This window comes from Citrobacter sp. RHBSTW-00859 (genome assembly GCF_013729795.1).
In the GTDB taxonomy this organism is placed as follows: domain Bacteria; phylum Pseudomonadota; class Gammaproteobacteria; order Enterobacterales; family Enterobacteriaceae; genus Citrobacter; species Citrobacter braakii.
Genome location: NZ_CP056284.1, coordinates 3,673,373 through 3,685,834 on the forward strand (window position 1 = coordinate 3,673,373; position 12,462 = coordinate 3,685,834).

General features: G+C 53.9%; 11 protein-coding genes. 3 read left to right on the forward strand and 8 right to left on the reverse strand.

Translation table 11 applies throughout. The features are described from left to right. Window positions 1-68 precede the first annotated feature (68 nt). The 3 genes from HV302_RS18390 to decR are packed head-to-tail and all read right to left on the reverse strand — an operon-like array spanning window position 69 to window position 4,115. On the reverse strand, window positions 69-1,847 hold the full coding sequence (locus HV302_RS18390) for a SmdB family multidrug efflux ABC transporter permease/ATP-binding protein (protein WP_181626394.1): 1,779 nt from the start codon (window positions 1,845-1,847) through the stop codon (window positions 69-71). After that, the gene (locus tag HV302_RS18395; protein WP_016155869.1) at window positions 1,840-3,612 is read right to left on the reverse strand and encodes a SmdA family multidrug ABC transporter permease/ATP-binding protein; all 1,773 of its coding nucleotides are present in this window, start codon (window positions 3,610-3,612) and stop codon (window positions 1,840-1,842) included. Before HV302_RS18395 ends, HV302_RS18390 begins: the two co-directional genes overlap by 8 nt. 44 nt (window positions 3,613-3,656) lie before the next feature. Further along, window positions 3,657-4,115, reverse strand: a complete 459-nt coding sequence (gene decR, locus HV302_RS18400; RefSeq protein WP_016152059.1) for a DNA-binding transcriptional regulator DecR — start codon at window positions 4,113-4,115, stop codon at window positions 3,657-3,659. 116 nt (window positions 4,116-4,231) lie between these two features. On the opposite strand from decR, the gene HV302_RS18405 reads away from it, so the two are divergent. Then, window positions 4,232-5,287 carry a PLP-dependent cysteine synthase family protein gene (locus HV302_RS18405; RefSeq protein WP_181626395.1) on the forward strand — a complete coding sequence of 352 codons (1,056 nt, stop codon included), beginning with the start codon at window positions 4,232-4,234 and terminating at the stop codon, window positions 5,285-5,287. A 51-nt stretch (window positions 5,288-5,338) separates the two neighbouring features. Here the strand turns inward: HV302_RS18405 and cof are convergent, their stop codons facing one another. Further along, a complete protein-coding gene (gene cof / locus HV302_RS18410) occupies window positions 5,339-6,157 on the reverse strand; it encodes an HMP-PP phosphatase (RefSeq protein ID WP_181626396.1) in 819 nt (272 codons plus the stop codon). Window positions 6,158-6,374: 217 nt separating this feature from the next. Here cof and HV302_RS18415 point away from each other — a divergent pair, with 217 nt between their 5' ends. Then, on the forward strand, window positions 6,375-8,075 hold the full coding sequence (locus tag HV302_RS18415) for an SgrR family transcriptional regulator (protein WP_181626397.1): 1,701 nt from the start codon (window positions 6,375-6,377) through the stop codon (window positions 8,073-8,075). 64 nt (window positions 8,076-8,139) lie between these two features. After that, window positions 8,140-8,835 (forward strand): 7-cyano-7-deazaguanine synthase QueC, encoded by a 696-nt coding sequence (queC, locus tag HV302_RS18420; RefSeq protein ID WP_003021638.1) that lies wholly within the window; start codon window positions 8,140-8,142, stop codon window positions 8,833-8,835. A 106-nt stretch (window positions 8,836-8,941) separates the two neighbouring features. Here the strand turns inward: queC and fadM are convergent, their stop codons facing one another. From fadM to hupB, 4 genes are all read right to left on the reverse strand, one after another. Beyond that, the gene (gene fadM, locus HV302_RS18425; protein WP_016152055.1) at window positions 8,942-9,340 is read right to left on the reverse strand and encodes a long-chain acyl-CoA thioesterase FadM; all 399 of its coding nucleotides are present in this window, start codon (window positions 9,338-9,340) and stop codon (window positions 8,942-8,944) included. Window positions 9,341-9,445: 105 nt separating this feature from the next. Further along, on the reverse strand, window positions 9,446-9,820 hold the full coding sequence (locus tag HV302_RS18430) for a helix-hairpin-helix domain-containing protein (RefSeq protein WP_095715158.1): 375 nt from the start codon (window positions 9,818-9,820) through the stop codon (window positions 9,446-9,448). Window positions 9,821-9,966: 146 nt separating this feature from the next. Next, entirely contained in the window at window positions 9,967-11,841 is a 1,875-nt protein-coding gene (gene ppiD, locus HV302_RS18435; RefSeq protein ID WP_016152053.1) for a peptidylprolyl isomerase, read from the reverse strand. Window positions 11,842-12,108: 267 nt separating this feature from the next. After that, window positions 12,109-12,381, reverse strand: a complete 273-nt coding sequence (gene hupB, locus HV302_RS18440) for a nucleoid-associated protein HU-beta (protein WP_003021629.1) — start codon at window positions 12,379-12,381, stop codon at window positions 12,109-12,111. Window positions 12,382-12,462: the final 81 nt, after the last annotated feature.

The following is a 12,462-nucleotide window of genomic DNA, read 5'->3' on the forward strand; positions in this document are numbered from 1 at the left end:
TGGCAGCGTAAACGCCTTATCCGGCCTACGAGACCGCGCTGGCCGCAGACCGGGTAAGCGCCGCGCCATCAGGCGATAACAGAATCGTCTTGCGTACTGGCGGCTAACTCTTCACCCGCCAGTTGCAGCTGATACATCTGCCAGTAACGGCCTTGCGCCGCGAGTAATTGCTGGTGCGTACCACGCTCAACCGCCTGACCGCGATGCAGCACCAGAATGGTGTCCGCATCGACAATCGTCGATAACCGATGCGCAATCACCACCAGCGTGGTGTGTTCACGTACCGCCGCCAGAGCTTGCTGAATGGCCTGTTCAGTACCGGAGTCAATACTGGCCGTCGCTTCGTCGAGGATCAACACCTGTGGCGTTTCAACCAACACCCGCGCCAACGCCAGCAGCTGTTTTTGACCAACGGAGAGATTATTGCCCTGCTCGCCCAGCCGGGTATGAATCCCCTCGCTCAGACCTCGCGCCAGTTCTGCCAGTTGCACGGTCTCCAGCGCCTGCCATACCCGCTCTTCTGAAATATCGCGGCCCAGCGTGACGTTCGCCAGGAAGGTATCTGCCATCACCACCGGATCCTGCTGCACCATGGCGATGCCCTGACGTAACGCACCGTGGCTCAGTGAAGACAGCGGCCGTCCATCAAGGCGGATTTCCCCCTGCGTCAGCGGGTAGTAACCCATCAGCAGGCTGGCGAACGTGCTTTTACCACTGCCGGTGTGTCCGACCAAAGCCACAAAGCTGCGCGAAGGCACGGACAAACTGATATTTTGCAGCACCAGATTGTCGTCGCGATAGGCAAATGAAACGTTATCCACCTCAATGTCCCCGCTCTTTAGCGGTCGCTCATCTTCACCATAGCGCTGACGTGGCCCATCCATCAGTTCGAACACTCGCTCACCGGCGACAACCGCCTGCTGCAGCATTGATTGCTGAGTTGTCAACTCGATCAGCGGTTCGTTCAAACGGCCGAGGTAGCTGATAAACGCGTATAGCACGCCAACCTCGATCAAGCTGCCAGAGGTAAAACTGAACAGCATCAGCAATCCGCAGAGGATCAGCGCCGAGAAAAGGCTAAGCAGCGGGCGCAACAAAAAACCATCCAGTCGCAGGGTCTGCATACGCGCCATATAGTGCGAGCGGCTTGCTTCGCCCATTCTCTCGCCAAATCGCGCCTGCTGGCGGAACTGCTGGATAACACTCATGCCGTTGATGACTTCGTTAAAGCCATCGTTAATATCCGCCAGATAAGCGCGAACCCGGCGCACAATCGGGGTGCTGTAGCGTTGATAAATCACCATCACCACCAGCACGGCCGGGAAAATGGCCATCGCCACTAACGCCATACGCCACTCAAGGCTGAACATCGCTACCAGCATGGCGCCAATTAATGCCGCGCTGCGCAGGACTGTTGCTACCACTGTCACGTACAGGTCGCGAATAACTTCAGTGTCGTTGGTCACGCGGGAGATTAGCTGCCCGACGGGTTGAGTATCAAAGGCGCTGAGCGGCTGGCGCAGCGCAGCGTCCATTACGTCGGTGCGCAACTGTTGTACTACGCCAACTGCCGCCTGGTTAAACAACAATGACTGCGCGTAATGCAGGCCAGCCGCCAGCAGTTGCAGACCGATATATGCCGCAACCAGCCCGGCGACCATCGCCAGCGGCAGATTATTCTTCGCCACCATGTTATCGATAAAATAGCTAATCAGCAGCGGACCGCTGACTTCCGCCGCAGCCGCCACCCACAGCATGACTACCGCAATAGCCAGCTGTTTTCGCCATGGAGAGCCATACGCCAGCAATCTTTTTAGGGTCGGCCATAATTGCCCAAAACTACGCATTAGCCGCCTCCTCGTTTATCTCTGGTGCATCAGTCAGCGCCGCTTCCAGTTGCTGATAGCGGTACATATCGCGATACCAGCCAGGCTGCTGCACTAACGCATCATGCTCGCCGCGCTGGGCAATATGCCCATGCTGCATCACGATAATCTCGCTGGCTTCCGTCAGGGCCGATAAACGGTGGGCGCTAATAATGACGGTTCTGCCTTCGCCCCACTGGCGCAGGTTATGCAGGATCTGATGCTCGGTACGACCATCTACCGCCGACAGCGCATCATCCAGAATCAGGATTTCAGCGTTCAGGAGTAGCGCTCGAGCGATAGAAATACGCTGTTTTTGCCCACCAGACAACATCACCCCACGTTCGCCCACTTCGGTGTCGTAGCCCTGCGGAAGACGTAAAATATCCTCATGAACGCTGGCAAGGCGTGCCACATACTCGATCTCTTCCTGCGTGGCCTGAGGGCGTCCTAACGCGATGTTATTGCCAACGGTATCCGAAAACAGGAATGGCGTCTGGCTGACAACTGCCAGCCGGCTGCGCCAGCTATCCAGTTGTAATCGCGTTAAGGGGATATCATGAAAGCGCACATCGCCGTGGGTGATATCAAAATGACGCTGAATCAGCGACAGCACCGTACTTTTCCCCGCGCCGGTAGGCCCACAAATGCCCAACATCTGCCCAGGTTTAAGCTGGAAGTTCACATTTTCCAGCGCCGGATGTGCCGTTTGCGGGTAGCAAAATTCACGAATCGCCACCGCCAGCTCCCCACGCCCTTCCGGTACCGGTTCAGTGCCGTCATCCACCACCGGCGCTTCAGACAGCATGGCGCGAATACGGCTGTACGCCGCGCTGCCACGTTCGACGATGTTAAACATCCATGCCAGCGCCAGCATCGGCCAAATCATCAAACCGAGATACATCATAAAGCTGGTGAGCTGGCCGAGCGTCAGCGAACCGTGCACCACCATCCAGCTTCCCCCAGCAATCGCCAGTAGGTTAGCCATGCCAATGGCGATATAAATCGTGGGATCAAAACGGGCGTCAATGCGCGCCACGCGCAGGTTTTTCTTACCGGTATCTTCGGCATCGGCGGCAAATAATGCCGATTGCCGATCCTCCAGACCGAAGGCCTTGATCATGCGAATACTGGTCAGGCTTTCCTGAGTACGGTCGTTGAGACTGGAAAACGCCGCCTGCGCCAGCTTAAAGCGGTTATGCAGTCGATCGCCGTAACGTTTGATCATCAACGCCATCACCGGCATCGGCAGCAGCGCAATTAACGTCAACTGCCAGCTTATCTGCGTTGACATCACGATCAGCACCGCACATCCCATTACCAGCGAATCTACCAGCGTCAGCACGCCTTCTCCGGCGGCAAATACGACCCGATCGACATCGTTGGTCGCACGCGCCATCAGATCGCCCGTGCGGTGACGCAGATAAAATTCTGGATGCTGGCGACTCAACTGACGGTAATAATCTTCCCGCAGCTCAACCGCCAGTTGGTAGGATGCGCCAAACAGCAGCACGCGCCAGACATAGCGCAGCAAATAAACCACCACTGCAATCAGGGCAATTGTTCCCACCCACATCAGCAGCCGCTCGGTGGTGAAGCGTTGAGTCGTCACGCCATCCACAATGATCCCGACCACTTTCGGCGGAATAAGCTGAAGGATAGCGATGATGATAAGCAGGGCCACCGCCCCGAGGTAGCGACGCCACTCCCGGCGGAAGTACCAGCTTAATTGAGCAAATAATCGCACGCGTTATATCCTGACAAGATTTCCGGCAATAAGCGCCGGGAGAGTTATTCAATCGGGAGAGCAGTTGTGTATTTAATCTGTTCCATCGCAAAGCTGGAGGTGACGTCAGACAGGCCCGGTACGCTGTTCACCAGGCGCTTATAAAATTCATCGTAGCTTTTCATATCGGCGACCTGCACTCGCATCAGGTAATCATATTCCCCTGCCATACGCCAGAACCCCAGAACCTCCGGCATACCGGTGACTTCGGTGACAAAGCGGCAATACCATTCACTGCTGTGATGCTGAGTCTTAATCAGCACAAACGCGGTCAGCCCCAGCCCCAGTTTTTCTGGATCCAACAGGGCGACTCTACCCAGCAGGATACCGTCATCTTCAAGCCGTTTGAGGCGTTTCCAGCAGGGGGTGGTAGTCAGATTAACGGCATCTGCTAACGCCTGCAAAGAAAGGGTGCAGTCCTGTTGCAGTAAGCTAAGCAGCTTACGGTCAATTTTGTCTAACATATCCACTCCACAGAGAAGAATTTTCTCCTTACATTCTATTTTAAAGGCTAAATGGCAACAATTTTTTCCGTGCTTTTCGCTATTCTTGGCACAAAATGACAAATGGATATCTATTAATGATGAATAGCTCCTGGGTTAAAAACGCCATCAATGAAATCAACGCGGATTATCAGCGTTCTGCGGATACGCATCTCATTCGTCTGTCGCTACCGGCGTTCCCGGGCATTCAGATCTATTTAAAAGATGAGAGCACGCATCCCACCGGGAGCCTGAAGCATCGTCTGGCGCGTTCACTGTTTCTGTACGGATTGTGCAATGGCTGGATTAAAGAAGGCACCACCATCATTGAATCATCGTCCGGTTCAACGGCGGTCTCTGAGGCTTATTTCGCCCGACTGTTAGGGCTGCCGTTTATTGCCGTCATGCCTTCCTGTACGGCGAAGCGTAAAATTGAACAGATTGAATTTTACGGCGGTCGCTGTCATTTCGTGGAAAGCGCCTGCGAAATCTATGCGGCCTCTGAACAACTGGCGCGTGAGTTGAACGGTCATTACATGGACCAGTTCACTTATGCTGAGCGCGCTACCGACTGGCGTGGCAATAACAATATTGCTGACAGCATCTTCCGTCAGATGCAGTGCGAGCCCAACCCCGGCCCCCGCCATATTGTGATGAGCGCCGGAACCGGCGGCACCTCTGCAACCATTGGCCGCTATATTCGTTGTCAGGGCTACGACACCCGCCTGATGGTGGTGGATCCGGAAAACTCAGTCTTTCTGCCCTTCTGGCAGGATCGCGATGCAACGTTACGCAGCCCGGTAGGAAGCAAAATCGAAGGCATCGGCCGCCCACGTGTCGAACCCTCCTTCATTCCTGACGTAGTCGATGAAATGCTGCGCGTACCGGATGCCGCAAGCGTGGCCACCGCACACTGGCTGGAAACGCAGTTGGGCCGCAAAGTCGGCGCTTCAACCGGCACCAACATGTGGGGAACACTGAAACTTGCCGCCCGTATGCGCGATGCCGGAGAAAGCGGTTCACTGGTCACGCTGCTGTGCGACAGCGGCGAACGCTATCTTGAAACCTACTACAACCCGCAGTGGATCGACACGCACATCGGTGATTTAACGCAGTGGAAAGCGGAACTCACCCGGCTTCTGAACACCCATTAATGGGATAAAAAAAAAGCCAGACGCGAAGTCTGGCTTGCTGGAAGGGATCTCTCATTCGGGGGAATAAGGTAGATGCGGATTGTCCAGCCAATGCGTCAAAAAGTGTGACACCGCCTGATTGCGGCAATGCCCAATCACCGACAAATGCGGCAGTTCAGCAATCAGTTGTGGCATCGCGTTACCCATAATCAGGCCGCGCCCAACGCTACCTAACATTTCGCGATCGTTCATGGCATCGCCAAACGCCATACATTCGGCCATTGAATAACCTAAGTGGTCGCTTAGTACCGCCAGCGCCGATCCTTTGTTACAGCCCACCGGTAGCACCTCAAGGCAATCAACCGCGGAAAAACAGAGATTTGCCTGCTCACCCAGCGCCTCATTCAGTTGAATGCGTAATTGGATCAGGGAGTCATGATCCCCACAGAAACAGACTTTCGTTACCTGATGAGCCGGGATACGTTTCACATCGACGATCTGGTAGCGAAATCCGCTATACACATGCGCCTGTAGCAGCGATGGGATCTCTTGTCCGGTGAACCAACCTTTGTCATTAAAGACATGCATGCTGGCTGTGGTATCCCACTTCTGATGTAACACGATATCCGCCACAGTCGGATCCAGATCCTGACGGTGCAATACATCGCCCTCAACAGAGTGAATGCGCGTGCCGTTACCCGTAATCAAAAAGGCGTCCAGTGAGATAGCCCCCAAAATATGGCGCATCTCCAGCACATGGCGGCCGGTGGCAAATGTCAGGGTGATCTCGCGTTCACGCAGGCGCGCCAGCGTTGAAAGCGTTTCGTCACCTAAATGGTGATTCGGCATCAAAAGGGTGCCATCCATATCAAATGCAGCCAGACGAGCCATTTCTTTCTCCACACTGTGACGCGGTTAACTTGTGATTCAGTATCACCTGAGATATACGGAAGTAATAGTGAATAGATAAAATTAATTGTTCCGGGTTTATTACACAAAATCATTCAAGTTGCATCCAGGCGGCAAGTGAATGAAAGGCCAGGAGCATGCAGTGACTGGGGTGAATTAACGCCGCCAACAAAGAGGCAGCTTGAAGGATGACGTGTATATGAGATTGTTGAATCGCCTGAATCAGTACCAACGCCTGTGGCAGCCGTCGGCGGGAGAACCGCAGTCGGTGACCGTCGGGGAGCTGGCAGAACGCTGTTTTTGCAGCGAGCGCCACGTGCGTACCCTGCTGAAGCAAGCGCAGGATGCTGGCTGGCTGGAGTGGCACGCCCAGTCGGGGCGAGGGAAACGCGGGCAGCTGCGCTTTTTGGTGACGCCAGATTCGCTACGCAGCATTATGATGGAGCAAGCGCTGCAAAAGGGGGAGCAACTTAGCGTACTTGAGCTGGCTCAGCTGGCGCCGGGAGAATTAAGAACGCTGCTCCAGCCGTTTATGGGCGGTCAGTGGCAAAACGACACGCCAACCCTGCGCATCCCCTATTACCGCCAGCTCGACCCTTTGCACCCTGGATTTCTCCCTGGTCGCGCAGAACAACACCTCGCCGGACAAATATTCTCGGGCCTGACCCGGTTCGACAGTATTACGCAACGCCCCTGCGGAGATTTAGCCCACCACTGGAATATCTCCGCCGATGGCCAGCGCTGGGATTTCTATATTCGCTCCACCCTGTACTGGCATAACGGCGATGCGGTCAGCAGCACACAGCTACATCAACAGTTGCTGAAGCTGTTAGAGCTACCCGCGTTAAACAAGCTGTTTATCAGCGTAAAGCGCATTGAGGTGACGCATCCCCAGTGCCTAACCTTTATTTTGCATCGCCCAGACTTCTGGCTGGCGCATCGTCTGGCAAGCTACAGCAGTCACCTGGCACATCCCGAATTCCCGTTTGTTGGTACCGGTCCGTTCCGGTTGACGCTGTTTACCCCTGACCTGGTGCGCATCGAGAGTCACGATCACTACCACCTGAGTCATCCGCTACTAAAAGCCATTGAATACTGGATAACCCCGCAGCTTTTCTCCCAGGATTTGGGCACCAGCTGTCGCCATCCGGTTCAAATTGCAATTGGTAAACCCGAAGAGCTTCCCATGCTAAGCCAGGTAAGCAGCGGGATCAGCCTCGGTTTCTGCTATCTCACGCTCAGAAAAAGCGCGCGGCTGAATACGCAGCAGGCCCGTCGCCTGGTCAATATTATCCACCGATCTTCCCTGCTACAAACGCTTGACGTGGATGAAAACCTGATCACGCCAAGCAATGCGCTGCTGCCGGGATGGACGATCCCCCAATGGGATGAACTGGACGACGTGCCGCTACCGGAAAAACTTACGCTGGCCTATCACCTGCCGGTAGAGTTGCACGCCATGGCTGAACAGCTTCGCCAGGCGCTGGCGCTACTCGGCTGTGAATTAACGCTTATTTTTCATAATGCTAAAAACTGGGATGGCGACCATCCTTTAGCCCAGGCCGACCTGATGATGGGAGACAGGCTGATTGGCGAAGCACCTGAATATACCCTCGAACAGTGGCTGCGCTGCGATCAGCTCTGGTCACATGTATTGAGCTCACCGGCATATACTCATCTGCAAACCACCCTGGATGCCCTGCAAATTCAGGCCGATGAGGACGATCGTCATGCGGCTTTACAACACGTTTTCGCCTCGCTAATGCATGACGCGACCCTGACACCGCTGTTCAATTATCACTATCGTATTAGCGCTCCGCCGGGCGTGAACGGCGTACGCCTGAATCCTCGCGGCTGGTTTGAATTTACCGAAGCCTGGCTACCGCCTCCGTCGGCGTGAAGAAGCTGGTCGGCGACACGCCCAGGCGCTACCATAAGGGTTTCGTTATTTGTCAGGAAAAACCATGAAACGTGCCGTTGTTGTATTCAGTGGGGGTCAGGACTCCACAACCTGTCTGGCGCAAGCGCTGCATCAGTATGATGAAGTGCACTGCGTGACCTTTGATTATGGTCAGCGCCATCGCGCTGAGATTGATGTCGCACGTGACCTGGCCTTAAAACTTGGCGCGCGTGCGCACAAGGTACTTGATGTAACACTGCTCAGCGAACTGGCCGTCAGCAGCCTGACCCGCGATAACATTCCGGTACCCGATTACGAACCGGATGCGAACGGCATTCCTAATACCTTTGTGCCAGGACGCAATATTCTGTTTTTAACGCTGGCGGCGATTTACGCGTATCAGGTGCAGGCGGAGGCGGTCATTACCGGCGTTTGTGAAACGGATTTCTCTGGATATCCGGACTGCCGCGATGAGTTCGTCAAAGCCCTGAACCATGCCGTAAGCCTGGGAATGGCGAAAGATATCCGCTTTGAAACCCCGCTGATGTGGATCGATAAAGCCGAAACCTGGGCACTGGCCGATTACTGGGGCAAGCTGGACCTGGTACGCGAAGAAACGCTGACCTGCTATAATGGCATCAAAGGTGACGGTTGCGGTCACTGCGCGGCCTGTAATCTGCGCGCCAACGGCCTGAACCATTATCTGGCAGATAAACCAGCAGTGATGGCGGCAATGAAGCAGAAAACAGGACTAAAGTGATCGTTTTGCCGGATGGCGGTGCACGCACCTTATCCGGCTTTCGACATTCACCGTGGTCAATATCGCCGTAAGCCTGATAAGCGAAGCGCCGTCAGGCTTCCTTCCATCACTTCACCATCTGCTCCAGTTTTTCGCGCAACTCCCCTTCCAGCGGTAGCGCCTTTTGCGTTTTCAAATCAATACAGACGAAGGTAATCAACGCGTCTGCCACCACCTGTCCTTCCGGCTCCAGGGTGATAGTCTGGTTCAACACACCGCTTTTGCCATTTAACTGTTGCACCTGACTGGTAATGGTCAGCAGGTCGCTCAGCACCGCAGGGCGGCGGTAGTTAATGTTAATATTCACGACCACAAAAGCGATGTTGTGTGCGGTCATCCACTGAAAGCTGTCGCTGTTTTCCAGGCCATCCCAGCGGGCTTCTTCCAGAAACTCAAGATAGCGAGCATTGTTAACGTGCTGATAGACATCAAGATGAAAACCACGAACTTTGATTTGTGTTTGCATAGCGCAGGAGCCTTACGTTGTTTTTATAGGAACACACTTCAGGGTAAGAGGTCATAACTGGTATGACCTCTACAGTCTGGCAAACTTTCAGCACTCTGCAAGTTATTAAAGTGTTAAAACTGCCAGATTGCGCTCTACCAGCGAACTCCCCATGCCCGGCACCTGCTTTAAGTCCTCCACCGTTTTAAACGGCCCGTACTCCTCACGATAGCTCACAATCGCCTGTGCTTTCTTCAGACCTACGCCATTCATGACTCGCGCTAAATCCTCCGCAGAAGCGCTGTTGATGCTTACCCTGGTGCCTTCATCATCGCTCGCTTTAGCCGGTTGCGTGGCTTTGCTTTGTGCTACCCCCGTAGCATCCACTTTGGCTTGAGTCGCCTGGCTTTTGGCGACTGGCTCTGCAGCCAGTGCGCTTTGAGCCATACCGGTACAGGTCAATGAAAGGGTAATAAGCAGGGCTTTGATTCCATGTTTCATACTGTTTTCTCCTTGTTTGTTAACAGTGGAATCACGATAGCGAGGTGCAGAACGGCAGACAAACGGCAAATATCAGAAATGGAAAAGGCCGCGAAAGCGGCCTTTGGTTGATACAACTTTTTGCAATTTTTTGCGAGTAGCCTCGGTTATTGCTGCTGTTCCAGTGCGTCACCGACTTTAATTTTTGCGGCTTTACGCAGGTTGCTCATCAGCGCTTCAAAGACAATCTGCGCATTGTTCTGGGTAATCCCCTGAACCATCGCTTTCTTCTGCTCTTCAGGCATAGAACCGGCTTTCACCTCGTCCAGCGCCAGCAGTACAACGTTACCCTGCATGTCGTTCGCCACGCCGTAGCTCGGTTTGTCTTTCGCCGGCAGGCTCAGGCCAAAGGCCGCCTGACTCAGCGGATCCTGACCCGTACGGCTCAGCGTTTTCGCTTCGCCAAAGCTCAGACCCGCCGCTTTCATGGCTTCATCGCCTTTACCAGCTTTCAGATCCGCCAGCAGTTTATCGGCATCAAGCTTCGCCTGCTGCTCTGCTTTATTGTGCTTAACAAGCGCAGTTACCTGATCTTTCACTTCAGCCAGTGGTTTAACGGCTTCAGCTTTGTGCTCTGCAATTCGCAATACAAACGCGCGATCGCCATCCACGGTGATGATGTCGGAGTTACTGCCAGGCGTACCGTTCTCACCAACCAAACCACCATTGAAAATGATGTCAGCGACCGGTTTGAAGTTCAGCTCTTCCGGCAGGCTGTCACGGCTAAACCAGCCCGTTTCAACCGCTTTCATACCCGCCGCCTGCTCCGCGCCCGCCAGGGATTCGTTATCGTTGCTGGCGGCATCGCTCACTTTCTGCTGCAGCGCATAGTAGGCATCCAGCGCTTTTTCCTGCTTCACTTTCGCCGCAATGTCGTCACGGGCTTCGCTCAGCGGTTTAACCTGCGCAGGCTGTACGTCGTCAAGACGCGCAACGAGGAAACCAACGGAAGACTTAATCACACCTGACAGCTGGCCTTTCTCTTTCAGACCGGCATTCTTCAGCTCATCCGGGGTGGTGGAATCTTCCAGCCATCCCATATCGCCGCCTTTACGGGCAGAGATGATGTCAGCAGATTTTTCTTTTGCCAGCGCAGCGAAATCACCGCCTTTGTTCAGCTCGTCCAGTACCGCTTTGGCTTCATCTTCCGTTTTGGTCTGAATGATGCTGTAGCGGTTACGCTGCGGCTGAGTGAACTGATCCTGATGCTGGTCATAATATGCCTGAATATCAGCATCGCTGGCCGTCTCCTGCATAGCAGCAGCATCCAGCTTGATGTAGCTCACGCGGAACTGTTCCGGCGTCATAAAGTTGTTTTTATTCTGCTCGTAGTAGCTGGCAACTTCCTGCTCGGTAACAGACTGCTTCGCGGCCAGTGCGTTAACGTCAATTGTCGCCTCGCGAACGATACGCTGCTGTGCGACCAGCGCCGCCAGCTCGTCCGTTTCGCCTTTCAGCATGAAGTCCGTACCGGCAACGCCGTTAATCAGTTGCTGGGTAGTAAGCTGATTACGTAATGCCTGAGCATACTGGTCTGCGGTCATTCCCATCTGATTAACAATCGCGTTGTAGCGATTGTTATCAAATTTACCGTCCACCTGGAACGCAGGCGTGGCGAAAATAGCCTGTTTAACCTGATCGTCGCTGATGTTGAGATTAAGCTCGCGGGAGTACTGATCCAGCAGCGCTTCGTCAATTAGACGATTCAGCACCTGCTGACGCAGCGTTTTCATGTAGCCTTCGTTCGCAGCCAGCTCGGAGTATTGATCGCCCAGCTGTTGCTGCATGCGGTTACGTTCGCTGTTGAACGCATTCTCGAACTGCCCGCGGCTAATCTCCTGGCCATTCACTTTGGCGGCGAAGTTATTGCCCCCGCCAATCAGGTAACCACTCACGCCGGTCAAAATGAACGACACGATAATGATACCGAAAATAATCTTGAGCACGAGACTGTTAGCAGCCGTGCGTAAGCTGTCCATCATGGTGTAACCACACTCCGCTGTAGATGACTATACGCGTTATCTCTCAAGCCGCCTGCGCGTTGTCACCACAGCGGCGGCAAGGATTTTGAGTATATATGCTTCACGCAGCATAGCGTTTCCTGAACGCTGCGTACAAAGGCCTATTGTGACAAGAAACAGGGGCAATTGTCAGCCCACAACGCGTAGAAAGTACCGGAATTACAAATAAAAAAGGCACATCAGTCAATGCGCCCTTGTACTTCGTCACATCCCCAAAGGGGAAATCACTTAGTTTACCGCGTCTTTCAGTGCTTTACCTGCACGGAAGCCCGGTACTTTAGCCGCGGCGATGGTGATCTCTTTACCTGTTTGCGGGTTGCGACCAGTACGGGCAGCACGCTCTTTAACGGCAAAAGTACCAAAACCTACCAGCGCTACGTCATCACCTTCTTTCAGAGATTCGGTAACAGAAGCAATAATTGCATCTAACGCACGTCCAGCCGCAGCTTTAGAGATATCAGCCCCTGCAGCAATTTTGTCGATCAGTTGAGATTTATTCACTCTTCTCTTCCTCTTTATAATTTATATCGCACCTGAATCCTTCAAAGTGCGAACGCGCAGCAGTTATATCAGGCCTGCCAT